Raw genomic sequence first — 23,629 nt, forward strand, 5'->3', positions numbered from 1 at the left:
CCCCACCTTTGTCAGGTGGTTGGCCGGACGGGCTATTCAGTGGGTGATGCAAGGGATGGTCGTCACCGGCGGCACGCCGATTTCGTCATCGCTGAGGTGGCAGCCGGGGTCCTGGCCCCACAGATCTCCTTCGGCCCAGGCGCGTGTGCGGGTGTTGCCGTTGCAGATGGACAACCAGCGGCATTGCGCGCAACGGCCACCGACGGCGCGGGGATGTTCGCGCAAGCGCAACAGCAGGGCATCCGGCTGATCCAGCCACAACGTGCGGAACGGCGTGCGCCGGACATTGCCCACCGAGTGCTGCCACCAGTAGGTGTCGGGGTGCACTTCGCCGGTGTTGTCGATGTTGGCGATGCCACTGCCGGAGGCGTTGCCACCCCAGGCGCGGAGCATGTTTTCCAGGCGTGGGTAATGCTCGGGCAAACGAAGGGCTGCCCATTGCAGCAGCAGAATGGCGTCGGCATCGTTGTTGCCGCTGACAAAATCGCTGTCGCGGCCCTGTTGGATGTCTTCCCAGGCCCGCTCAAAGATCAACGTCATGGCCTCGCGGCTCATCTGCTGGTGCGCGTCGAGTTTGCGACTGCGTTTGCCGCGACCGCTGTAGTTGAGGTGCGACAGATAAAACTTCTGCACGTCGTACTCGTTCATCAGCGCCAGCAGTTGCGGCAGCTGCGCATGGTTCTCCTGGGTCAGGGTGGTGCGCAGCCCGACGCGAATGCCTTGTTCGCGACAGAGCCGGATCGCCTGCATGGAACGGGCGAAGCTACCCTTGAGTTGGCGGAAGGCGTCATGGGTCGCTTCCAGGCCATCGATGCTGATCCCGACGTAGTCGAAATTCGCTGCGCTGACCTGCGCGATGTTGTGCTCATCGATCAGCGTGCCGTTGGTGGACAACGCCACAAAGAAACCCTTGGTCCGGGCGTAGGCGCTGAGCACAAACAGATCCTCGCGCAACAGCGGTTCGCCACCGGAAAGAATCAACACCTTGACGCCGGCATCGTGCAAGTCGTCGATCACGGTCAGCGCGGCGGGCGTATCCAGTTCGTCGCGAAAGACACTGTCGGCCGAGGTGGCGTAGCAGTGTTTGCAGGTCAGGTTGCAGCGCCTGAGCAAGTTCCAGATCACCACCGGCGCCCGATTGCTGCCCGGTGGACTGGTCCTGGGTGCAGACGCCTGGCCGGCTAACGCACGCAGGTATTGGCTGATCCTCAACATGCAACTCTCCTTGAGTCAGGTGTGTTCAGCGCGGATACCCGTAGCAGCTGTCGAGCTTGCGAGGCTGCGTTCGACTGCGCAGCAGTCGTAGAACCTGTGTGCGAGGTTTATCTGAAACACCGCACTGTCTGATTTCACGACTGCTGCGCAGCCGAACGCAGCCTCGCAGGCTCGGCAGCTGCTACAAGGTCTGTGTTGGACTGACTGGTGTTAAGCGCAAGCCGGTTTTCTTCAGGATGCGGCTGCTCACCAGCATTTCGTCGGCCGCACAAGCGTCACCCAGCAAGTGGCGCAGGTGCTCGCGGTAATTGTTGATTTCATCGCCGCTGCGGCCGTGAACCATGGCGAACAGGTTGTAGCGCCAGTCGGTTCGGCGTGGACGGCGATAGCAGTGGCTGACGAAGGGTTGCGCGCCGATCAGCGCGCCGAGGCGCGGCATGTCGGCATCGTGCACATCCCAGACCGTCATGCCGTTGTGGCGATAGCCGAGGCGGTAGTGATTGGGCACGGCGGCGATCCGCCGAATCGCGCCCTCGGCCTGCAAGCGCTTGAGCAGATCCAGGGTGGCGTCGATGTTCAGCCCCAGCTGTTCGGCGAGCCACGCCCACGGGTCTTCCAGCAAAGGCAGACCCGCCTGGGTCAACACGATCAGGCGCTGGACGAGTGTGTCTTCAGGCCGGGAAATACAGACCGACATGGTAGGTCTCCTCTTTGGGCAGGTTGAGCAGCGGCAAGCCAGTCAGGGTTTCGATGTGGTTCAGGGCTTCGGTCAGGTTATGTTCAGTTGCGCAAGCGAGCACGAACCACATGTTCCAGGCGTGTTCGCGTCGGTAGTTGTGCGCCACTTCAGGCAGGTCATGCAGTTGCTCGGCGACCTCGTCGAAACGTTCTTCCGGCACCGCCAGGGCGGCGAGGGTGAAGGCGCCGCCCAGTCGTTCAATGTCGAACATCGGGCCGAAGCGCGTGAGCATTCCGTCATCGAGCAGGGTATGCAGTCGCTCGAGCAGTTCAGTGCTGCTGCTCTCCAGTTCCGCAGCCAATACCCGCCAAGGGTGGCGCACCAGCGGCAGGCCCAATTGCAAACGGTTGATCAGTCGACGGTCGAGGTCATCCATGGGTCGGTGTGCCTGTACGCGAGGGCGCAAAGCGGCCGCCGCACTGCTTGAAGACCTGGGTGCTGAACAGCAATTGATGGGGCAAATCGCTCAGCAAATGCTCTTCCAGCAACGCCTGAATCTGCGCCTCCACCTGATCACGTCGACGCCCGTGCACCATGCAAAACAGGTTGTACCGCCACTGCGGCAAGCGCCGGGGCCGTTGATAGCAGAGGTTGATGCCGGGCGCTCTTCCCAGGCGCTGGCCGACTTCGTCGATCAGCGCATCAGGAACATCCAGCACCAGCATGGCGTTGGCGGTAAAGCCTAGCGCGCGATGGTGCAGCACCAGGCCGATACGGCGAAACAGCCCTTGCTCGTTCCACTGGCGCATTTGTTCGAGCACCTGGTTTTCGTCTGTGTTTATCCGTTCGGCGAGGGCTTGATACGGGCGCGCTACCAACGGTAATCCGCCTTCGAGGTGCCGACGCAGATCCAGCACTTGTTGAGGGCTCAATCCGGGCGTCATGATTTTTCTCCCAGGGCAAAACCGAGGTCGATGCGGTAGGCGGTCAACATCGGCAAGTCCAGCGGCATGAGGCCGGTGTCGTCCTCCAGTTCCTTGAGCACACGGTCGATGTGTTGGCGATCAGGCGCGGTCAGCACAAACCACAGGTTGTAGAAATGCTCCCGTGCGTAGTTGTGATTGACCTCCGGGTACTGACTGACGCGATCGGCCACCTGTTGCAGGCGGTCGGTGGGCACGGCGAGGGCGGCGAGGGTGCTGGCCCCGGCGCGGCTGTGCTCGAACACCGGGCCGATGCGTGAGAGGGTGCCGGCCTGATCCATTTCTTCCAGGCAGGCCATTACTTGCGATTCGCGGCAACCGAGAATCCGCGCCATCTCCTTGTACGGTGACGGGCACAACGGCATGCCGTGCTGAAAGCGCTCGATGAGTTGGCGGCTGAGCAATTCAAGGTTCATTTCAATACCCCATTTTCTGCGCACGACTGCTGAAGAAGATGCCGCTCGGCGCGGAGGCTGGCAGGGTGCTCAGCAGCTTCATGCTGTACGGATCCCAGACTTGAACCTGATTGCCGTCGCGTAACGACAGCCACAACTGGTCGCCGCGTGCGGTGAATTCCATGTGCAGCACCGCCGGCCCCGGCTTCAGATCCGCGACCACGGCATGGTTTTCGGTGTCGATGACCTGCACCCGATCGTTGTCCGGGTAGGCGAAGTTGACCCACAGCTGCCGACCGTCCGGGCGCGAGGTGACGAATATCGGTTGGCCGGCGACCGGAATGACCGCGGTCTGCTGCCAGGTGCGTGAATCCATTACCAACACCTGATGCTGGCCAACGGCGGGCACAAAGGCCTGGTTATCGGCGACAGCCCAGCCTTCCAGGTGCGGCATCTTGTAGACCGGGAGTTTCACCTGGCCGCGTCCGTAGTCGCCGAGTACCCGCTGCACACCGCGCTCTGGATGCCAGAGGTCGAGTTGGGCCATGCCGTCTTCACCGAACAGCCCGGCCATGTAATAGCGGCCATCCGGGGTGATCAGGGCGTCGTAGGGTTGCGAGCCAATACCGGTGAAACGGCTGATCTGCGGTGTGCTGCCCTGACTGAAATCGGCGGTCCAGATTTCGCCGGTATCGAACAGGCTGAACACAAAACGTTGCCCCGGCGCGTCGACCAGGCCAACCACCCGCGAGCGCTTGCTGCCATCAGCGAGCGGTGTGGCCGGAATATCGGCCACCAGTTGCAGGGTGTCGGCATCGAACACCTTGACCCCGCCGGGCACGTAGTTCGACACCGCGATCAACTTGCCGTCCTGACTGATGGCGCCGCCAATGCTGTTGCCACCTTGAATGACTCGGTGGTCGATACGTTGGGCCAGCAAATCGATTTTGCTTAACCCGCCGTCGCGGCCGAACACATAGGCGTAGCGCTGGTCACGGGAGAACACCACCGAGGCATGGGACAGGTCGCCGAAACCCTCGAGTCGGGCCAGCGTGGTGCGGGTGTCGCTTTCGATGATTTGCACGCTACCGCTGGCGCGCTCCACCACCACGCCCAAGTCGCCGGTGCCACGCAACGGTGGTTGAACGCAAGCGGACAACAACAGCCCGGTCGCCGCTGACAGCAGGATTGAACGGATCATGGTGCGGGATTTCCCTGGAGAAGAAGATCGACCAGCCAACGGATGTCGTCGGGGCTGAGCAACGACGCCCAACCGGGCATCGCCGTGCCGGGCCGGCCATGGGTGACGGTGGCAATCAGGCTGTCCCGTGACTTGCCGGCCAGCGCTGGGCGCGTCAGTTCGGGGCCCAGCCCGCCGGTCAGGTGCAGCCCATGGCAGGCGCCGCAGTCCTGGGTCAGCAGGTGTTCGAGTTGTGCCTGACGCTGGGCGTCCGGCGCCGCAACCGCGGTTGCGCAAATGAGGAGGAGGGCCGCCAGAATCACAGCGTGTCGATAAACCATCAGACGCCCTCCAGGCGGTTATTTGAGTGTCAGTACCCAGGTTGCGAGAATTTTTGCTTCTTCATCCGTTACCGGGTTCGCCGGCATTGGCATCGGACCCCAATTGCCTTGCGTGCCGTTCTTGATGTGGCTGGCCAGGGTGTCCACGGCCCCGGGTACACCAGCGTTCTTGGCCGCCACTTCCTTGAGGGCCGGGCCGACAATCTTGGTGTCGATGGAGTGGCAGGCTGCGCAGGGTTTGCTCTTGAACAGCTCCTGCGCGTCTTGGGCCATGGCCGGCTGCACACTCAGCGCAGCGGTCAGGGCGAACAGTGAAAACAGAGTATTTTTCATGGTGTTTCCTTGCATTGATGGAGCTCAATAGATGTCGTGTTGGGTGTTGTAGACATTGAACTTGCCGGTGGGTGTGATCAGTCGTTTGTCCTTTATGACTGATTTGAGCTTCAGTGTTTTGTCGTCGATCACTACCAGCGCCGATTCCTCTGCCTGACCGCTCCACACGGAGAACCAGACTTCATCGCCAGCCTTGTTGTATTCCGGCTGCACCACGCGCATGGCGCCTTGCTTGATGCCGGCGTATTCGGCGATGGGCAGCACGGTGTAGCCCGCGTCGAGCTTGTCGAGGTTGAACACCGCCACCGACTGGCTGAGCTTGGCGTCCGGGTTGAGGGTGGTGTCGACGTACAGGTGACGGGATTTTGGATGGGTCTTGATAAACAGCGATCCGCCGCCTTGGCCCTTGAGTGAGCCGACCTGTTTCCAGGCGTATTGCGGGTGTTTGGTCGGGTCGGTGCCGATCAGCGAGATGCCGTCATCACCCAGGTGGCTGGTGGCCCAGACCGGGCCGTAGGTTGGGTGGTTGAAGTTGGCGCCGCGACCCGGGTGAGGGGTTTTGCCGACGTCCACCAGCGCGGTCAACTTGCGCTCCTTGGAGTCGATCACGGCGACCTTGTTGGAGTTGTTGGCGGCGGTCATGAAGTAGCGGTGCGTGCTGTCCCAGCCACCGTCATGCAGGAAGGGCGCGGCGTCGATGTAGGTGACGGTGAGGTTTTTGATGTCCTGGTAATTGACCAGCATGACCTTGCCGGTTTCCTTGACGTTGACGATGAACTCCGGCCATTCGTGGGAGGCGATGATCGCCGCGACCCGGGGTTCGGGGTGGTACTCCTGCTTGTCGACGGTCATGCCGCGGGTCGAAACGATCTGTTTCGGCTCCAGGGTTTCGCCGTCCATGATGGTGAATTGCGGCGGCCAGTAAGAACCGGCGATGGTGTATTTGTCTTCGTAGCCCTTGAACTTCGAGGTCTCGACCGAGCGCGCCTCGATGCCCACTTTGACTTCGGCGACCTTGGTCGGCTCCAGCGGCCACAGGTCGATCATGTCGATCCGCGCGTCTCGACCAATCACCAGCAGATAGCGACCCGAGGCAGAGATCCTCGAGATGTGCACCGCGTAACCGGTCTCGATCAGCTTGACGATCTTCTTGCTGTCCCCATCGATCAGGGCGATCTTGCCGTCATCGCGCAACGTCACCGAAAACAGGTTCGGCAGGTTGAGTTTGCTCAGTTGCTTCTTCGGGCGGTCCTCGGGTTTGACCAGCACCTTCCAGGTTTTCAGCGTCTCGGCCATGCCCCATTCCGGCGGCGTCGGCGGCGCATGCTGAATGAACTTGGCCATTGACGTGATCTGATCCTTGGTCAGCGCATTGGACGTCCCCCAGTTCGGCATGCCCGCTGGCGAGCCGTAGGTAATCAAGGCCTCCAGGAACGGTTGCCCGCGAGACTGGGTGATGTCTTGCGTCAGTGGTTTGCCCGTCGCCCCTTTGCGCAGCACGCCGTGGCAGCCTGCGCAACGCTGGAAGTAGATTTCCTTGGACGAGTCGAACTCGGCCTGGCTCATGTCGGGAGCACCCGCGGTTTTGACCATGGGCGGGGCGGCCGCGGCGGCGGGCTCTTCAGCGCTGGCGGCATGGCTCACCGCCAGGGCCAGTGACGAACACAATGTGACGAGGGTCAGGGCAAACGTTTTTCTATTGCTGATCAGCATTCCATTTCTCCTCAGGCAAGACCTTTGCGATGTGCTGAAACGGCAGCGCAGAACGCAGGTTCTTAGTGCCGTGCAAGGCTATGCCCGAGCAGGCCAATGTCCGCTTGACGACGATCAAGTTTGCCGGCCATCTCACTTGCCAGGTTGTCGCAGGGGCCCGTAGCGTGTTCCTTGAATCCGCTTTTGGAACAGACAGCCCATGGACCGTACCCCGTCTTGCGAACACCCGACCGAACCCTTCTACCAACCACTGAATAATGAGGAGGCGCTGTTCGAACAAGCCTGGCGACACGGCATGCCGGTGCTGATCAAAGGCCCGACGGGGTGCGGCAAGACCCGTTTCGTCCAGCACATGGCCCATCGGCTGAAACTGCCGCTGTACACCGTGGCGTGCCATGACGATCTGAGCGCGGCCGACCTGATCGGCCGTCACCTGATCGGTGCCCAGGGCACCTGGTGGCAGGACGGACCGCTGACCCGGGCGGTGCGTGAAGGCGGCATCTGTTACCTCGACGAAGTGGTCGAGGCGCGCCAGGACACCGTGGTCGTACTGCATCCACTGGCTGATGATCGTCGGGAGTTGTTCCTGGAACGCACCGGCGAAGTGCTGAAGGCGCCGCCGTCGTTCATGCTCGTGGTGTCTTACAACCCCGGCTACCAGAACTTGCTCAAAGGCATGAAGCCCAGCACTCGGCAACGTTTCGTGGCGATGCGCTTCGGCTATCCGCCAGTGGCCGATGAGGAACGCATCGTGGCTCGGGAAGCACAGGTGGACAGCGCGCTGGCGGCGCAAGTGGTGCGGCTGGGGCAGGCACTGCGCCGGCTCGATCAGCATGATCTGGAGGAGGTCGCCTCAACGCGGCTGTTGATTTTTACCGCGCGCATGATCGGCTCCGGCATGAGCCCGCGTGAGGCCTGCATGGCATGCCTGGCCGAGCCACTGAGCGATGATCCGCTGACCGTTGCCGCGCTGATGGACGTGGTTGATGTCCACTTCGGTTGAGTCCGCGGGCGTCTCGCGTCGCCACTTGCCGGGCGATCTGGCGATGTGGTTTTTCATTCTGGCCGAGCTGTCGGTGTTCGCCATCCTGATCCTGACGTTCGCCGCGACCCAGGCGCTCAAGCCGCAGATGTTCAGTGAAAGCCGCCTGTTGCTGAACACCTCAACCGGCTTGGCGATGACCCTGAGCCTGCTCACCGCGGGCCTGTTCGCTGCACTGGCGCAGGAGCAGGTCAGGCGCTCGCGGCCTCGTCATGGCGCGGTTTTCCTGCTGATGGCGTTGCTCGTTGCCAGTGTCTACGTGGGGTTGAAACTCACCGAATATCGGCACTTGCTCGCCTCGGGGCTGGGCATGGAGCACAACACCTTTTTCACGCTCTACTGGATCCTCACCGGGTTTCATTTTCTCCACGTAGTACTCGGCATGGTCATTCTCGGATGGCTGGCCGAGCGCTGTCGCCGTGGCCTGTACGACGCCGACAATCGCAGCGGGTTTGAATCCGGCGTGTTGTATTGGCACATGGTCGATCTGATCTGGGTGGTGCTGTTTCCGCTGGTCTACGTGTTGAGTTGACGAGGTTCTCATGTCTGTTTCCAGGGTTTTGCTCGTCTGTTGGGCGGCGCTCGCGACGTTAAGCGTATGCACCGTAGTGCTGGCCCAGGCCGGGGCGACGTGGTTGCTGTCGATTGCGATTTTGCTGGTGGCGGTCGGCAAGGCGTGGCTGATCACCGACGGCTTCATGGAGATGCGCCACGCGCCGCGACTGTGGCGGCGCTTGATGTTGAGCTGGGCGCTGGTGTTGGCAACGGTGGTAGGCCTGACGCTTATCTTGTTCCGTTAAACGATCCCTGTAGCAGCTGGCGAAGCCTGCGTTCGGCTGCGCAGCAGTCGTAAATCCTGCCACCTCGGTCAATCTGATACACCGCAGTGCCTGATTTTACGACTGCTGCGCAGCCGAACGCAGGCTTCGCCAGCTGCTACAAGGACCGAGTTTGGCTCAGGTGTAATACCCGACCGAAACCATCTGCCTTTCTTGATCGCCATCAAGCAGGTTTCAACCCTTCGCTTCCTATGATGGACGGGCCTAGCAAAGAGGAAGCGACCATGTCAGACACCTTCACCAAAGGCATGGCCAGGAACATCTACTTCGGGGGAAGCATCTTCTTCTTCCTGATATTCCTGGCTTTGACCTATCACACGGAACAGACCTTTCCAGAGCGCAGTAATGAGGCGTTGTTAACCGAATCAGTCGAGCGCGGCAAATTGGTCTGGGAGCAAAACAATTGCATCGGCTGCCACACGCTGTTGGGCGAGGGCGCCTATTTCGCGCCTGAGCTGGGCAACGTGTTCCAGCGGCGCGGCGGGGAGGCGGGCTTCAAACCCTTCCTGCATGCCTGGATGAAGATGCAGCCACTGGGCGTACCGGGCCGACGCGCGATGCCGCAGTTCAAGTTGAGTGACCAGGAGGTGGATGACATCGCCGAGTTCCTCAAATGGAGCTCGAAAATCAACACCAATGGCTGGCCGCCAAACAAGGAGGGCTAAGACATGAGCATTGCTAATCCGCATCTGAAATTCGCCTCGCAAGCCGTGGCCAAACCGTACTTCGTGTTTGCCCTGATGCTGTTCCTCGGTCAGATACTGTTCGGTTTGATCATGGGCCTGCAATACGTGATCGGCGACTTTCTGTTCCCGATCATTCCTTTCAACGTGGCGCGGATGGTGCACACCAACCTGCTGATCGTCTGGATATTGTTCGGCTTCATGGGGGCGGCCTACTACCTGATTCCGGAAGAGGCCGACCGCGAACTGCACAGTCCGAAGCTGGCGATCATCCTGTTCTGGGTATTCGCCGCCGCGGGTGTGCTGACGATCCTCGGTTACCTACTGGTGCCTTATGCCGGCCTGGCCAAGCTGACCCACAACGAACTGCTGCCGACCATGGGGCGAGAGTTCCTTGAGCAGCCGACCATTTCCAAAATGGGCATCGTGGTGGTCTGCCTGGGCTTTCTCTACAACATCGGCATGACCTTGCTCAAAGGGCGCAAGACCACCGTCAGCATGGTCATGATGACCGGGTTGATCGGTCTCGCGGTGTTCTTCCTGTTCTCCTTCTACAACCCCGGCAACCTCGCCCGTGACAAGTTCTACTGGTGGTGGGTGGTGCATCTTTGGGTGGAAGGCGTGTGGGAACTGATCATGGGTTCGATGCTGGCCTTCGTCCTGATCAAGATCACCGGCGTGGACCGGGAGGTCGTGGAGAAATGGCTCTATGTGATCATCGCCATGGCGCTGATCACGGGGATCATCGGTACCGGTCACCACTTCTTCTGGATCGGTGCGCCTGAGGTCTGGTTGTGGGTGGGGTCGATCTTCTCGGCACTCGAGCCGCTACCGTTCCTGGCGATGGTGATATTCGCCTTCAGCATGGTCAAGAACCGTCGCCGGGACCACCCGAACCGCGCCGCCACGCTGTGGGCCAAGGGCACCACGGTCACCGCGTTCTTCGGCGCTGGCGTCTGGGGTTTCCTGCATACCCTGGCACCGGTCAACTACTACACCCATGGTTCGCAGTTGACGGCGGCTCACGGTCACCTGGCCTTCTACGGTGCTTACGCGATGATCGTGATGACCTTGATCAGCTACGCCATGCCGAAACTGCGCGGGCTCGGCGAAGCAGCGGACGAGCGTTCGCAGCAACTCGAGATCTGGGGTTTCTGGTTGATGACCCTGTCGATGGTGATGATCACGCTGTTGCTCACCGCTGCCGGTGTCGTGCAGATCTATCTGCAACGCTGGCCGGTGGATGGCGTCGCGTTACCGTTCATGGCCACTGTCGATCATCTGCAAGTGCTGTTCTGGGCCCGTCTGGGCGCCGGTCTCGGTTTCTTCGCAGGGCTGATCTGCTACCTGTTCAGCTTCAAGCGACGGGTGCCAGTGGGGATCACTGCAACTGCCGCCTCCGCTGTTCGTTCGTGAGTCATTAACACCCTGAAGGAGGACGGCCCGGCTGGTACAGCGGGCCGTTTCACATTGGTTTTCAGAGGACAAAAACCATGGCCTTTACCGTCGAACTGGAAGAGTGGGTCGGCAGTGTCTGGCATCGCTTTATCACACGGCGCGCCAGCCCGGACTTTCCCGAGGCCCGGGTCGAACTGATCCACCAGCAGCGCCCGCTGGCGCTGTTGTTTCGCGCCATGGGTGGTGCCAACGGCGTCGGCGTGGAAGCCGCCAGCGACCGCGATCTGCTGTTGCGGCGCAACGTGCTGCAGCAGATCGCCGGCACCTGCAAGCAAGTGCCCCTGGCGTGGTGCGACGAGGCCAATCTGCGTCTGCCGTCGAGCCTGGCAGTGTTTCCTGAAGTCGCACTGAACGAGGAGCTCTATCGCTGGCTCGCGTTGCTGGCGGCCCAGGCCGGGCAGATGCGTCATTGGGGGCGGGACAATCAACGCTGGACGCAACAGCTGTTGCGGCGCTATCCCGCGTTGCGTGCCCGGTATAAACGTCTAGTCGATGCGCACCTGCAATTGCGCCCGGATCCGGCCACATTGAACCCCGGCGAAGCGGCGCTGGAACGAGCGTTATGCCAGGCGCTACGCGAGCCGGGCAGTGTCGAACATTTTCCCCGCAGCGAACGGGCCGCATGGCCGCTGCCGCTGTGGCTGTACCCGCCGCAGAACCTCGCCAGCCCGCAGAAGGCCGACCTCGGTGACGAATCGGAAGAATCGCTGACGACCCCACCCGGTGAGCAGAAAGGCGCAAGCAAACGCGCCAAGCGGATCGATGAAGGCAACCGCGATGGCGGATTGTTGATCGTGCGCCTGGAGAACCTGTTCAGTTGGACCGAACACGTGGACCTGGATCGCTGGACAGACGACAGCGAAAACCCGGACGCCGCCAGAGTCGCCGAAGACCTCGACGAGTTGAGCCTGTCGCGCACCCGTCTGCGCAAGGGCGGCGGCCTCAAGCTGCACCTGGATTTGCCGCCGGCCGATGTCGACGATATTCCCCTGGGCGAGGGCATCAAGTTGCCGGAGTGGGACTACCGCAAACAGCAGCTGCAGGACAGCTTCGTCAATCTGCAAATGATGGTGCCCCGGGACTGCGAGGCGCAGCCACTGCCGCCACGGCTGAAGGCCCCGGCACACCGTTTGCGCCGCCAGTTCGAGCACCTGCGCAATGACCGCCAATGGTTACGCCAGCAACCTCAAGGGTCTGAACTGGACATGCAGGCCTGGCTGGATTTTCACGTTGAACGCGAGCATGGCCAGTGTGCGGAGCGAGGTCTGTTCATGGAACAACGGCAGACGCGCCGCGACCTGGCGTGCCTGTTGCTGGCCGATGTGTCGATGTCCACCGACGCGCACTTGAACGATGAGCATCGGGTGATCGATGTGATCCGCGACAGTTTGCTGCTGTTCGGCGAAACCCTGTCGGTGCTGGGTGATGATTTCGCCCTGTACGGGTTTTCCTCGCTGCGCCGTCATCAAGTGCGCATGCAGGAACTCAAGTCCTTCACCCAGCGTTATGACGACAATACCCGTGGTCGTATTCAAGGGCTCAAACCGGGGTATTACACCCGAATGGGCGCCGCCATCCGCCAGGCCACCCAACTGCTGGGCAAGAGCAAGCGCCGTAGCAAGCTGTTGCTGCTGCTCACGGATGGCAAACCGAATGATCTGGATTTGTATGAGGGTCGCTACGGCGTTGAAGACACCCGCGAAGCGGTGCTGGAGGCGCGGCGTCAGGGGTTGACGCCGTTCTGTATCACGATTGACCGCGAGGCCGGGGACTACCTGCCGTACATGTTCGGCGCCAATGGCTACACCTTGATCCGCCAGCCCGAGCAATTGCCCCTGCGCTTGCCGCAGTTGTATCGGCAGCTGACCCAGCCGTGATCGACACGGTCCCTAGTCACCTACGCCCTTGTAGCAGCTGCCTCGCAGGCTCGGCAGCTGCTACAGGGAAATGTGTGGGGATCAGGTGCTGCGTGGCAGCCAGAAAAACATGACCACGCAGAAGATCGTCAGGCCGATGCAGAACCACGTGAACCGGCGCAGCCGGCGTTCCCCTGCCTGTGCCGCCAATGCCGGCAGGGGCATGCCGCATTGGCTGCACTCGGTTTCTTGCGCGGGGTGGGTGTGCTGGCAATACAAACAGACGGGCATGGCACTCACTCGAACTGTTCCAGGCGCAGACGATCGAGAATGGCGATCTGGCGGCCGTCCTGGGTGATGATGTTTTCATCGATCAGGCGACGGATGATCCGCGAAAAGGTTTCCGGCTGGATCGACAGATGCCCGGCAATCAGTTGCTTGGCCATCGGCAGTTCGAATTGGCTGTCGACGGTTTGCTGGCGCACCAGTTGCGTCAGCAGATAACGCACGACCCGGTGGGTGGCGTTTTTCAGGGACAGGGTTTCGATTTCGTTGACCCGTTGATGCAGGCGAACGCAGAGCTTGCCGAGCAGCGCAAAGGTCAGCCGGCTGTTGCTCTGCAGCAGGCGCATGTAGGTGCTGTTGGATAACCGATAGAGCTGAGTCGGGCAGATCGCTTCGGCCGAGGCCACATAGTTCGGGGTGTCCATCAGCATCATCGCCTCGGCGAAGGTTTGCCGATCGCCGATCACCTCAAACACTTTCTCCTGCCCATCCGGTGTCAGGCGGTAGATTTTCACCGCGCCGGCAATCACGAAATAGAACGAGTCGGCCGGCTCGCCCTGGCGGAACAACGGTTCGCCCTTGTCGATGCTCAACAAGTGGCTGGTACTCATCAGTTCATCCAGCTGTTCTTCGTTCAACGGCTCGAACAAGTGGTGACTGCGCAGAATCTGGTGATGGACGCGATGAAGCACCATAAGAATTCATCCTGAAGGTTGAGGAGGGGGGGCGATCAAGTCAAACGAGGCCCAGCGAGACGCCGCTGGCCAACGCCAGCACCGAGGTCAACACCACGAACCAGGCCAATGGCTGGATGACTTTTTTCATGACGACTCCTGGGGATCGAGAGGGATCAAGGTTTATTGATTGCTGAAAGCCTGAGCAAGACGCGGGCCATGCCTGGAGACCCCTTGTTTATTAGGGTTGTCAGAAAGGAGGGTAAAAACGACCACGAGGTTAATGGTTTAAATAACCCTTAAATGGTCATTTTTACCCTGATCCGAAACACCTGTGGCGAGGGGGCTTGTCGGACCGCCGCACCACCCCGTTCGGCTGCGTAGCAGTCGTAATACCGGCTGAAGCGTTCTATCTGACGCACCGCGGATACCGGTTTTGGGAGTGCTTCGCACTCCAACGGGGGCAAGCCCCCTCGCCACAGTGGGTTGAGTTGGGATCCGGGGCACGCCCTTTGCACACTTGATCTGTGACAAAGGCAATGGATCGCTAATACCCGATCATTGCTCCCGGACTTACCTCGACGCGTGCGGGTTGGCGTCAGGTCAGCAGCAAGGTAAAGGAGTGGCTTTATGCAAGTGCTTGACCGCCGTAAAGCGATGGCCATCGCGCCGCTGTTACGTTTGGCCTTTCGGCCATTTTTCCTCGCCGGCTGCCTGCTGGCAGTGCTGGCCATTCCACTCTGGCTGGCCGTCTTCAGCGGTTCGATTGCCGACTGGCAGCCGGCGGGTGGCTGGCTGGGCTGGCATCGACACGAACTGCTGTTCGGATTCGGCTTGGCAATCATCGCGGGTTTTCTGCTGACGGCCGTGCAGACCTGGACCGGTCGTCCCGGCCTCAGCGGGCGACCCCTGGCCGCGCTGGCGTTGCTGTGGTTATTGGCGCGCGTGGCCTGGCTGGTCAATGCTCCGTGGCCGGTGCTCGCCGTGCTGGAATTGGCGTTCCCACTGGCGGTGGCGGCGCTCATGGGCTTCACCTTGTGGAAGGTGCGGCAGAAACGTAACTACCCGATTGCGGTGGTGCTGTTGTTGTTAGCGGCGGCCGACGGGTTGTCCCTTTACGGCCTGGTCGAAGGTCATGAAGCCTGGCAGCGTCAAGGCGTGCTGACCGGCCTCTGGTTGGTGGCGGCGATGATGGGCTTGATCGGCGGGCGCGTCATTCCGTTCTTTATCCAGCGCGGTCTCGGCAAGGTCGATGGCGTGACCCCTTGGCCGTGGCTGGATTGGCTGCTGTTGATTGGCTCACCGCTGGTGGCGTTGCTATATGCCGCCGGACCTGCGCTTGACCCCAATCTCTGGGTCGGCCTGTTGTTCGCCATGTTGGCCGCCGGGCATCTGGTGCGCCTGGTTCGCTGGCATGATCGGGCCCTCTGGCACGTGCCGCTGCTGTGGTCGTTGTACCTGGCTTATGCCTGGTTGGCAGCGGCCTGTCTTGGAATGGCGCTGTGGCATTTCGGTGTGCCGATCAATCCGAGTCTGGCGGTGCATTGCCTGACCATCGGCGCCATGGGCGGCCTGGTGCTGGCGATGATCGCGCGGGTCAGCCTGGGCCACACCGGTCGTGCGCTGGAGCCGCCGTCGGGCATGACCCTGGCGTTCATTCTGCTCAATCTGGCCTGTCTGAGCCGGGTGGTGTTGATCCTGTTCTTTCCCCTGCCTGCGTTGTGGCTGGCCGGTGTGTGTTGGGCGCTGGCGTTTGCGCTGTACGCCTGGCGCTATGGGCCGATGCTGCTGCGGGCCCGTGTCGACGGTCATCCGGGCTAAGCAAGTCAACTGATGGAGGCTGCCAGTGTTATATCCCTTTTTACTGGTCACCCACTTGCTGGCAGCGATTGCCTTCATCGGCACGCTGTTTTTTGAGGTGGTGATCTGGCACCGCGCTCGCCAGCAGTTGGCGGATACCGCGCTAACCACGGCGGATCAAGCGATTGCAGTGCGTTCGCGCAAGGTGCTGCATGGCGTGGTGTTGCTGTTGTATGGCGCCGGCATCAGCCTGGCGTGGCAACACCGCGGCGTATTGAGTCAGCCGCTGGCGAGCAGTTTTGGCACGTTGCTGAGTCTGAAAATCATCCTGGCCCTGAGCATCATCGGCCATTACTTCCTGCTGGCGTACTGGCTGAAAAGCGCACGACTGACCACGACCCGCGCCAGCTGGATTCGCCGCAGCATTCTCGGGCACATGGTGTTGATCGTGATCCTGGCCAAGGCGATGTTCTATTGGCACGGGTGATCGCGCTGGAGAACCCGTAATTCCGAGGTGACGCCATTCGCGAGCAGGCTCGCTCCCACATTGGAATTCCATCCTCTGTGGGAGCGAGCCTGCTCGCGAAAGCGGTGTCACTGGTTGGCGATCAATGACGGGGTTTGAGGGCATTAACAAACAGCACGTTGTTCTCCAGATGGATGTGTTGCATCAGGTCATCCCGAAACTCCAGCAGCCCACGATACAGGGCGCGCCAGGTGTTACAGGCATCGGCCGGCGGGGTGATGTTGTTGGTCAGTGCGAGCAGCCTTTCGAGGGCTTCGCCATGCTGATCATGTTCAAAACGCAGCACCTGGATCGGCGGCGCCGCTTGAGGGCCGATGCCCTGTTGCAGCATCGGGAACAGCACTTGCTCTTCCTTGAGCATGTGGCCTTCGAGTTCTTGTTGCATGTCGCTCAGCAGATCGGCCAGGCCGTTGGGGCAGCTGCTGCGCGCACCATGGACCTGCTCGACACGACGGGCGAGGCGGATCAGTTCCGGCAGTTGCTCGCGATGGCGGGCGTGGTAGCGCGCCAGGAGGTGGGCGATCAACAGCTCCGACGGTTCGCTGCGCCAGTCGTGTTGGGTTTCGCCGGTGTCTTGCAGCCGGTGCAGCGCATCGGCGATCAGCACCGGGTCGAGGTCTTTGCCAGCGGCCGCTTCGCGCAGGCTTTTATGCCCGCCGCAGCAGAAGTCCAGTTTGAAGGTGTGGAAAATCCGCGTGGCGCCGGGAATGTCGCAAGCCAGTTGGCCGAGGCTTTGTTCCAGTAGGGTCAGGCTCATCAGGGGGTTCCTTGTTTGGATTTCAACGGTTCCCCAGGCTCATTGCACCCGACATGCCATCTTTAACGTATTGAAAAATAGAGCTTTATTTTTAGTTGTGGTGATAGGCACCCGGACGCTTTAGGGTGATTCCAACCATAGAGGGTAATAACTACCATGCTGCGAGAAAGCCTGGCGGCCGACCTGATTGTCGAGTTGCCCAATGCTGTGCGGTTGCAACGACTGGTCCAGACCCTGCGCGAGTACTTCAACAGTGGCGCCGTGGGATTGCTGCGTCTGGACGACGACAGCCTCAGGCCGGTGGCGACGGTGGGGCTGGTGCATGAAGCGTTGGGCCGTCGGTTCGTCATCGCCCAGCATCCGCGGCTGGCGGCGATCATGGCGTCGCGCGAACCCACCTGGTTCGAGCCCGACAGCCGTCTGCCGGACCCCTATGACGGCTTGCTCGACCATCACGCCGGCGAACCGATGCCCGTGCACGACTGCATGGGCGTGAGCCTGTACGTGGAGGGGCGGATCTGGGGCGCGATCACCCTCGATGCGCTGCACGCCGGGACTTTCGACAGCCGTGCGCGGGAAGAACTCAAGCGCTGCACCTTGCAGATCGAAGCCGCCGTGCGAGTCACCCGGCTCGAGCAGGAAAACCGCAGCCTGCGCTTGTCCCGCAGCGATATTCAAGACGTGCGGCGGCCGGCTGATGAAGGCGAAATCCTCGGGCAAAGTGAAGTGCTGCATCAGTTGCTCAATGAACTGGACGTGCTGGCCGACTCCGAATTGCCGGTGTTGCTGCTGGGCGAGACCGGCGTCGGCAAAGAGCTGTTCGCAAGGCGCTTGCATCGTCTGTCGCGCCGCAGTCACAAGCCGCTGGTGCAGGTCAACTGCGCGGCGTTGCCGGAGTCTCTGGCAGAGAGTGAATTGTTCGGCCATGTCAAAGGCGCGTTTTCCGGCGCCACCAGTGACCGTGCCGGACGTTTCGATGCGGCCAACGGTGGCACGCTGTTTCTCGATGAAGTGGGCGAATTGCCATTGGCCGTGCAAGCGAAGCTGCTGCGCACCCTGCAGAACGGCGAAATCCAGCGCCTCGGCGCCGACAAGCCGCTGCATGTCGATGTGCGCATCATCGCCGCGACCAACCGGCACCTGCCGGACAGCATCCGCGACGGCTTGTTTCGGGCCGATCTGTATCACCGACTCTCGGTGTACCCGGTGCCGATTCCACCGTTGCGCGAGCGGGGTAACGATGTATTGATGCTGGCCGGGCATTTCCTCGAGCTCAATCGGGCGCGGCTCGGTTTGCGCGGTTTGCGTCTGTCGCCGGCGGCCGAGCGAGCGCTGCTGACGTACACCTGGCCGGGCAACGTGCGTGAGCTGGAGCATGTGATCAGCCGGGCCGCGTTGAAGCAGCTCAGTCGCGGCACCAGTCGCACGTTGATCATGACCCTGGAGCCCGAGATTCTGGACCTCGACAGTGCCGTGGGCGGGCAGGGTGCGGTCGTCGAAAATCCACTGGACGTCACGGCTGATGAGCCGTTCCAGCCCCTGGGTGAAGCGGTCGACGATTACCAGCGCAAGAAAATCCTCCAGGCCTTGAGCCTGTCCGGGGAGAACTGGGCCAGCGCTGCGCGGATTCTGGAAGTCGATCCCAGCAACCTGCACAAACTGGCTCGGCGTCTGCGTCTCAAATAAGGTTGATGGTGGTCAAGGTGGTCTTGCGCTGTGCATTGCACACTGGGCAGAACCTTTTTGGAGATCACCGTCATGCCCCTTTCCCTGGCCCAGATGCGCCGTAACTACACCCTTTTTGGCCTGCAAGACGACTCGGCGCTGGACGACCCGATGGCGATGTTCCGGCAATGGCTGCAACTGGCCCGCGACACCGAGCGCGCGCCTGTCGAAGCCAACAGCATGGTGTTGGCGACGGTCGACAGTGAAGGGCGCCCGCACTGCCGGGTCCTGCTGCTCAAGGGCTTGAGTGATGAAGGCTTCACCTTTTTCGGCAATTACCAGAGCGACAAGGGCCAGCAACTGGCCGCCAACCCGCATGCGGCGATGACCTTTTTCTGGCCGGGGCTGGAGCGTCAGGTGCGTATCGAAGGCCAGGTCTCCAGGCTTGACCCGATGCTGTCGGATGCGTACTTCGATTCCCGCTCGCAGGACAGTCGCCTGGGCGCCTGGGCTTCGCCGCAAAGCCGGCCTTTGGCCAATCGGGCCGAGCTCGAATCGCTGTTGCTCCAAACCATCCAGCGCTTTGCCGGCAAGACCGTGCCGCGGCCCGAACATTGGGGCGGCTACTGCCTGCACCCCGAGCGTCTGGAGTTCTGGCAGGGCCGTGCCGACCGCTTGCATGACCGTCTCGATTACCGGTTGCGCGATGGTGTTTGGCAGCGCAACCGACTGGCGCCCTGATAGCGATGGGAGACAGTGTGGGAGCGAGCCTGCTCGCGATAGCGGTGTGTCAGTCACCATTGATGTTGCCTGACACACCGCTATCGCGAGCAGGCTCGCTCCCACAGGTTTTTGTGTGCCCGACACATTCTGCTTATGTCCCTGTCGAGGTACCTCCTTGGAGGAATAGGCTCACCGAGGATTCCGGTTCACGCTTTGTCCCATACCCTCATTCACGGGAAGGCTTGGATATGGCCCATCTGGCGCAACGCACGTTTGAACCCCTGAACATCGCCGTGCTGACCATCAGCGATACGCGCACCTTTGACACCGACACCTCGGGGCAGACCCTGACGGATTTGCTGCAAACGGCCGGGCATGTATTGATCGACCGTGACCTGGTCAAGGACGACATTTATCAGATCCGCGCCAAGGTCTCTCACTGGATCGCCGACCCTCAGGTTCAAGTGATACTGATGACCGGCGGCACTGGTTTCACCGCGCGCGACAACACACCGCAAGCGGTCCTGCCGTTGCTGGACAAACACGTGGAAGGCTTCGGTGAACTGTTCCGTCAGGTGTCCCTGGCGGAAATCGGCATGTCCAGTCTGCAGTCACGGGCGCTGGCCGGGATGAGCAACGGCGTGCTGGTGTGCTGCGTTCCGGGTTCGCCCGGCGCGTGTCGAACTGCCTGGAACCAGATCCTGCTCGAACAATTGGACAGCCGCACCGGCCCGTGCAATTTCGCCCCGCATTTGAAGCCGCAAGCGCAACGGGTCATCGACGCCTGCGAGACGCGCTCATGACTGGCCGGGTGTGCGACCTCGGCCACCTGATGCCGGTGGACGAGGCCATCAACCGTCTGCTGGAGCAGGCACCGCCGCCGCCCCTGGCGCAAAAGATCGGTCTGGATCAAGCCTTGGGTCGGGTGCTGGCGGCGGACATTCATTCCCCCGTCAACCTGCCGGCCTGGGACAACAGCGCCATGGACGGTTACGCCCTCAGGGCCGCTGACCTGCCACCGGACGGCGGCTATTTGGCGATTGGCGGACGAATTGCGGCGGGCGATCAGGCGAAATCCCCCTTGCTCGCACAGCAGGCGGTACAGATTTTCACCGGCGCGCCATTACCGCCGGGTGCCGACACGGTGGTGCCGCAGGAGCGCTGCCGGATCGATGGCGAGCGCGTCTGGTTCCCGTCCGTAAGCGTTGGCGATCACGTGCGCAAGGAAGGCGAGGAGGTTCGCCGGGGAGACCTGTTGCTCCAGGCCGGTAAACGCCTGCGCGCACAAGAAGTGGGGTTGCTGGCCGGCGCGGGCATTGCGCGGGTCGAGGTTTATCGACCGCTGCAGGTGTGCCTGCTCAGCAGTGGCAATGAACTGCGTGAACCCGGCGACTCGTTGGCGCCGGGGCAGATTTACAACAGCAACCGCTACTGTCTCGCGGCGTTGTTGAGCGGCTGGGGTGTCGAGGTACATGACTATGGCGTCATGGCTGATGAGTTGGCGGCCAGCCGGCATGCCTTGAGCCTGGCGTCCTCGGAATGCGACTTGTTGTTGAGTTCCGGCGGCGTCTCGGTCGGTGAGGAAGATCACCTCAAGCAGGCCATCGAGGAACTCGGCAGCCTGGATTTCTGGCGGCTGGCGATTCAGCCGGGCAAACCGCTGGCCTTCGGCGAAGTGGCCGGCAAACCCTGGATCGGCATGCCGGGCAATCCTTCGGCGGCGCTGATTACCGCGTTGGTGGTGGTGCGGCCGTTCCTGCTCAGGGCCCAGGGCGTGAAAGACGTGTTGCCGCTGCCAATGGCCGTGCCCGCCGGGTTCGACTGGTTGCAGCGCAACAAGCGTCGGCAGTACCTGCGGGCTCGACTGACGCCGGGTGCTGACGGCCAGTTGCGCGTGGAGCTGCACCCTCAGCAAAGTTCGGCGATGTTGAGCGCCGCGTGTTGGGCCGATGGGCTGGCGGTGATCGAGTGCGAGCAGCAAGTGCTCAAGCACGACAACGTGATGTTCCTGTCCTTCGCCGACCTGATGCATTGATCGCAATTGATTGCCGTCAAGGCCGCGCCTGCCGGTCTCGCTAGACTGGCAGCGCGTTTTTCCATGAGGATCACCCATGCAACTGGTCTGCCCGGCAGGGAACCTGCCTGCGCTAAAAGCGGCGGTGCGCGAAGGCGCCGATGCCGTGTATGTCGGTTTTCGCGATGACACCAATGCCCGGCACTTCGCGGGGCTGAACATGGACGACAAACAGTTCGACGCGGCGGTCGCCCACATCCGCCAGCATCAACGCAAACTCTACGTCGCGGTCAACACCTACCCGCAACCCAAGGGCTGGGAACGCTGGCAACGGGCGGTCGATCGCGCCGCCGATTTCGGTGTGGATGCGTTGATCGCCGCCGACCCCGGAGTACTCAACTACGCCAGCCAGCGCCATCCGCAACTGGCGCTGCACCTGTCAGTCCAGGGTTCGGCGACCCATGCTGCGGCGCTGGAATTTTACGCGCAACGCTACGGCATTCGACGTGCGGTGCTGCCGCGGGTGTTGTCCTTGGCGCAAGTGCGCCAGGTCGCCGCGAGCAGCCCGGTGCCCATCGAAGTGTTTGGCTTCGGCAGCTTGTGCATCATGGCCGAAGGGCGTTGCCATCTGTCGTCCTACATCACCGGCGAGTCGCCGAACCTCTGCGGCGTCTGCTCACCGGCCAAAGCGGTGCGCTGGAGCGACGACGCCGAAGGCTTGAGCGCGCGGCTCAGTGAAGTGCTGATCGACCGTTACACCCCCGAAGAACCCGCCGGTTACCCGACCCTGTGCAAGGGCCGTTTCCTGGTCGGCGGCAAACGCTTTCATGCGCTGGAAGAACCCACCAGCCTCGACACCCTGGACTTGCTGCCGGAATTGACGGCCATCGGTGTCGAGGCGGTCAAAATCGAAGGCCGGCAACGCAGCCCGGCCTATGTCGAACAAGTCACCCGAGTCTGGCGTGCGGCACTGGATGCCCATCGTGGCTCGCCGGGCAGTTTTCGGGTCAAGGAGGAATGGCGCAAGGTACTGGCCGGTTTGTCCGAAGGCAGCCAGACCACCCTGGGTGCTTATCATCGATCATGGCAATGAGGGAGGCGACATGAAACTCAGCCTTGGACCGGTCCTGTTTTATTGGGACAAAGAGCAACTCAGCAACTTTTACGCCGAAATGTCGGCGTTGCCGCTGGACGTGATTTACCTGGGCGAAACCGTGTGTTCGAAACGCCGGGCCTTTTCACTGGATCAATGGCTAGGGCTGGGGCGCGAATTGCAGGAATGCAGCCAGGCACAGTTAGTGATCTCCAGCCTGACGCTGATCGAAGCGGCGTCCGAACTGTCCAGCCTGCGGCGGCTGTGCGACAACGGCCAATTGCTGGTGGAGGCCAACGACATGGGCGCGGTGCAGTTTCTGGCCGAGCGCAAGTTGCCATTCGTGGGCGGTCCGGCACTGAATGTGTACAACGGTCATACCCTCGCGCAACTGCTGGACTGCGGGATGACCCGGTGGGTGCCGCCGGTGGAATGCTCCGCGGCGCTGATTGGCGATGTGCTCGAGCAAGTGCGCGAACTGGGCCGTGAGGTGCCGGAAGTCGAGATCTTTGCCTATGGGCATTTGCCGTTGGCCTATTCCGCTCGCTGCTTCACCGCACGGGCGGAAAACCTGCCCAAGGACGACTGCCGGTTTTGCTGCCTCAACTACCCCGATGGCTTGCCGCTGACCAGTCAGGAAGGGCAGGCGTTGTTCACCATCAACGGTATTCAAACGATGTCGGCGGAGGTGACCAATCTGCTGGCGGATTACTCCGGGCTGGTGGCCTGTGGCGCCGATCTGTTGCGTCTGAGCCCCCGCGCTCAGGGCATGGCCGAGGTGATCGCGGCCTATCAACGGGTTCGTCTGGGCGAGACACCGCCGTTGTTCGTCGACGGTTGCAATGGCTATTGGCATGGCCAGGCCGGCATGTTGCGCGTCGAGGAGGTTGGCCTGTGTTGAATCGAAAGAAATGGCTGCTGAAAGGCGCCGACCGGTTGTTGCCGTTGGTGCGCCGGGTGCCATTTGCGGTGCAGCGCCTGGCGTTGCAACAGGCGCTCAATCGCTGCCTCGCCGGGCCGTTACGCGATGGCGAGTTTGAGGTTTTGCGCGGGCGTTGGTTGTGCTTGCGGATCCCGGACCTGGGGTTGTCGTGGTTCCTGACGTTGACTCGTGACGGGTTGCGAATTGCCGAACACGCCACGGCGCATGTGACGATCAGTGGTAACTGGCGCGAGTTTCTATTGCTGGCGAGCCGTCAGGAAGATCCGGACACGTTGTTCTTTCGCCGGCGTTTGGTGATTGAGGGCGATACGGAGTTGGGGTTGGCATTGAAGAACCTGATCGACAGCCTTGACCCTGATGTTCTGCCGGTTTGGTTGTGGCGCAATCTGGAGCGGGCCGGGAAGGGACTGGCGGCAGGGTAACCGCCAGGCC

General features: G+C 61.7%; 27 protein-coding genes. 15 read left to right on the forward strand and 12 right to left on the reverse strand.

The genetic code is table 11. The features are described from left to right. Positions 1-36: 36 nt before the first annotated feature. From nirJ to AC3WP4_RS08535, 9 genes are all read right to left on the reverse strand, one after another. The gene (gene nirJ / locus AC3WP4_RS08495) at positions 37-1,215 is read right to left on the reverse strand and encodes a heme d1 biosynthesis radical SAM protein NirJ (protein ID WP_102615402.1); all 1,179 of its coding nucleotides are present in this window, start codon (positions 1,213-1,215) and stop codon (positions 37-39) included. Positions 1,216-1,396: 181 nt separating this feature from the next. Continuing rightward, entirely contained in the window at positions 1,397-1,912 is a 516-nt protein-coding gene (gene ahbB, locus AC3WP4_RS08500) for a siroheme decarboxylase subunit beta (protein WP_102615403.1), read from the reverse strand. Beyond that, positions 1,887-2,330, reverse strand: a complete 444-nt coding sequence (locus AC3WP4_RS08505; RefSeq protein ID WP_102615404.1) for an Lrp/AsnC family transcriptional regulator — start codon at positions 2,328-2,330, stop codon at positions 1,887-1,889. Before AC3WP4_RS08505 ends, ahbB (AC3WP4_RS08500) begins: the two co-directional genes overlap by 26 nt. Then, the gene (gene ahbB, locus AC3WP4_RS08510; protein ID WP_102615405.1) at positions 2,323-2,838 is read right to left on the reverse strand and encodes a siroheme decarboxylase subunit beta; all 516 of its coding nucleotides are present in this window, start codon (positions 2,836-2,838) and stop codon (positions 2,323-2,325) included. The genes AC3WP4_RS08505 and ahbB (AC3WP4_RS08510) overlap by 8 nt, the downstream gene beginning before the upstream one ends. Next, positions 2,835-3,293, reverse strand: coding sequence for an Lrp/AsnC family transcriptional regulator (locus tag AC3WP4_RS08515; RefSeq protein ID WP_102615406.1), 459 nt, complete (start codon positions 3,291-3,293; stop codon positions 2,835-2,837). The genes ahbB (AC3WP4_RS08510) and AC3WP4_RS08515 overlap by 4 nt, the downstream gene beginning before the upstream one ends. 1 nt (position 3,294) lies before the next feature. After that, complete coding sequence (locus AC3WP4_RS08520; RefSeq protein ID WP_102615407.1) at positions 3,295-4,473, reverse strand: cytochrome D1 domain-containing protein; 1,179 nt, start codon at positions 4,471-4,473, stop codon at positions 3,295-3,297. Then, positions 4,470-4,793, reverse strand: a complete 324-nt coding sequence (locus tag AC3WP4_RS08525; protein ID WP_102615408.1) for a c-type cytochrome — start codon at positions 4,791-4,793, stop codon at positions 4,470-4,472. The genes AC3WP4_RS08520 and AC3WP4_RS08525 overlap by 4 nt, the downstream gene beginning before the upstream one ends. An 18-nt stretch (positions 4,794-4,811) precedes the next feature. After that, complete coding sequence (locus AC3WP4_RS08530; RefSeq protein WP_074876051.1) at positions 4,812-5,126, reverse strand: c-type cytochrome; 315 nt, start codon at positions 5,124-5,126, stop codon at positions 4,812-4,814. Positions 5,127-5,150: 24 nt separating this feature from the next. After that, the gene (locus AC3WP4_RS08535; protein WP_074876053.1) at positions 5,151-6,839 is read right to left on the reverse strand and encodes a nitrite reductase; all 1,689 of its coding nucleotides are present in this window, start codon (positions 6,837-6,839) and stop codon (positions 5,151-5,153) included. Between the two features lie 199 nt (positions 6,840-7,038). Here AC3WP4_RS08535 and AC3WP4_RS08540 point away from each other — a divergent pair, with 199 nt between their 5' ends. The 6 genes from AC3WP4_RS08540 (at position 7,039) to AC3WP4_RS08565 (ending at position 12,738) form a co-directional block, all read left to right on the forward strand. Beyond that, positions 7,039-7,842 carry a CbbQ/NirQ/NorQ/GpvN family protein gene (locus AC3WP4_RS08540; RefSeq protein WP_074876054.1) on the forward strand — a complete coding sequence of 268 codons (804 nt, stop codon included), beginning with the start codon at positions 7,039-7,041 and terminating at the stop codon, positions 7,840-7,842. Beyond that, positions 7,826-8,413 carry a cytochrome c oxidase subunit 3 family protein gene (locus tag AC3WP4_RS08545; protein ID WP_102615409.1) on the forward strand — a complete coding sequence of 196 codons (588 nt, stop codon included), beginning with the start codon at positions 7,826-7,828 and terminating at the stop codon, positions 8,411-8,413. Before AC3WP4_RS08540 ends, AC3WP4_RS08545 begins: the two co-directional genes overlap by 17 nt. Before the next feature lie 10 nt (positions 8,414-8,423). Then, positions 8,424-8,681: a cytochrome C oxidase subunit IV family protein gene (locus tag AC3WP4_RS08550; RefSeq protein WP_074876058.1), complete on the forward strand. Its 258-nt coding sequence runs from the start codon at positions 8,424-8,426 to the stop codon at positions 8,679-8,681. 263 nt (positions 8,682-8,944) lie between these two features. Continuing rightward, positions 8,945-9,385, forward strand: a complete 441-nt coding sequence (locus AC3WP4_RS08555; RefSeq protein ID WP_008156283.1) for a c-type cytochrome — start codon at positions 8,945-8,947, stop codon at positions 9,383-9,385. A 3-nt stretch (positions 9,386-9,388) separates the two neighbouring features. After that, positions 9,389-10,819, forward strand: a complete 1,431-nt coding sequence (locus AC3WP4_RS08560; protein WP_008156281.1) for a cbb3-type cytochrome c oxidase subunit I — start codon at positions 9,389-9,391, stop codon at positions 10,817-10,819. Between the two features lie 77 nt (positions 10,820-10,896). Continuing rightward, entirely contained in the window at positions 10,897-12,738 is a 1,842-nt protein-coding gene (locus tag AC3WP4_RS08565) for a nitric oxide reductase activation protein NorD (protein WP_102615410.1), read from the forward strand. Positions 12,739-12,819: 81 nt separating this feature from the next. Here AC3WP4_RS08565 and AC3WP4_RS08570 read toward each other — a convergent pair whose 3' ends face one another. Continuing rightward, the gene (locus AC3WP4_RS08570; protein ID WP_173860445.1) at positions 12,820-13,017 is read right to left on the reverse strand and encodes a protein DnrP; all 198 of its coding nucleotides are present in this window, start codon (positions 13,015-13,017) and stop codon (positions 12,820-12,822) included. Continuing rightward, positions 13,014-13,697, reverse strand: coding sequence for a Crp/Fnr family transcriptional regulator (locus AC3WP4_RS08575; protein ID WP_076031340.1), 684 nt, complete (start codon positions 13,695-13,697; stop codon positions 13,014-13,016). Before AC3WP4_RS08575 ends, AC3WP4_RS08570 begins: the two co-directional genes overlap by 4 nt. Positions 13,698-14,306: 609 nt before the next feature. On the opposite strand from AC3WP4_RS08575, the gene AC3WP4_RS08580 reads away from it, so the two are divergent. Further along, positions 14,307-15,497, forward strand: coding sequence for an NnrS family protein (locus AC3WP4_RS08580; protein WP_102615411.1), 1,191 nt, complete (start codon positions 14,307-14,309; stop codon positions 15,495-15,497). Between the two features lie 25 nt (positions 15,498-15,522). Next, positions 15,523-15,963 carry a CopD family copper resistance protein gene (locus AC3WP4_RS08585; protein WP_074876066.1) on the forward strand — a complete coding sequence of 147 codons (441 nt, stop codon included), beginning with the start codon at positions 15,523-15,525 and terminating at the stop codon, positions 15,961-15,963. Between the two features lie 121 nt (positions 15,964-16,084). On the opposite strand, the gene ytfE is transcribed toward AC3WP4_RS08585, so the two are convergent. After that, positions 16,085-16,759: an iron-sulfur cluster repair protein YtfE gene (gene ytfE / locus AC3WP4_RS08590; protein ID WP_102615412.1), complete on the reverse strand. Its 675-nt coding sequence runs from the start codon at positions 16,757-16,759 to the stop codon at positions 16,085-16,087. A 156-nt stretch (positions 16,760-16,915) separates the two neighbouring features. Here ytfE and norR point away from each other — a divergent pair, with 156 nt between their 5' ends. From norR to ubiT, 7 genes are all read left to right on the forward strand, one after another. Continuing rightward, a complete protein-coding gene (gene norR / locus AC3WP4_RS08595; RefSeq protein ID WP_074876070.1) occupies positions 16,916-18,445 on the forward strand; it encodes a nitric oxide reductase transcriptional regulator NorR in 1,530 nt (509 codons plus the stop codon). A gap of 72 nt (positions 18,446-18,517) precedes the next feature. Next, positions 18,518-19,165 (forward strand): pyridoxamine 5'-phosphate oxidase, encoded by a 648-nt coding sequence (gene pdxH / locus AC3WP4_RS08600; RefSeq protein ID WP_102615413.1) that lies wholly within the window; start codon positions 18,518-18,520, stop codon positions 19,163-19,165. A gap of 230 nt (positions 19,166-19,395) precedes the next feature. Then, positions 19,396-19,950, forward strand: coding sequence for a molybdenum cofactor biosynthesis protein B (gene moaB / locus AC3WP4_RS08605; RefSeq protein WP_046052662.1), 555 nt, complete (start codon positions 19,396-19,398; stop codon positions 19,948-19,950). Next, entirely contained in the window at positions 19,947-21,182 is a 1,236-nt protein-coding gene (locus AC3WP4_RS08610) for a molybdopterin molybdotransferase MoeA (protein WP_074876076.1), read from the forward strand. The genes moaB and AC3WP4_RS08610 overlap by 4 nt, the downstream gene beginning before the upstream one ends. 76 nt (positions 21,183-21,258) lie before the next feature. Next, positions 21,259-22,254 carry a ubiquinone anaerobic biosynthesis protein UbiU gene (ubiU, locus tag AC3WP4_RS08615; RefSeq protein WP_074876078.1) on the forward strand — a complete coding sequence of 332 codons (996 nt, stop codon included), beginning with the start codon at positions 21,259-21,261 and terminating at the stop codon, positions 22,252-22,254. 10 nt (positions 22,255-22,264) lie between these two features. Next, the gene (locus tag AC3WP4_RS08620) at positions 22,265-23,155 is read left to right on the forward strand and encodes a U32 family peptidase (protein WP_074876080.1); all 891 of its coding nucleotides are present in this window, start codon (positions 22,265-22,267) and stop codon (positions 23,153-23,155) included. Further along, positions 23,149-23,619, forward strand: a complete 471-nt coding sequence (gene ubiT / locus AC3WP4_RS08625; protein WP_074876082.1) for a ubiquinone anaerobic biosynthesis accessory factor UbiT — start codon at positions 23,149-23,151, stop codon at positions 23,617-23,619. The genes AC3WP4_RS08620 and ubiT overlap by 7 nt, the downstream gene beginning before the upstream one ends. Positions 23,620-23,629 lie beyond the last annotated feature (10 nt).

Source organism: Pseudomonas sp. FW305-20, from assembly GCF_058788075.1.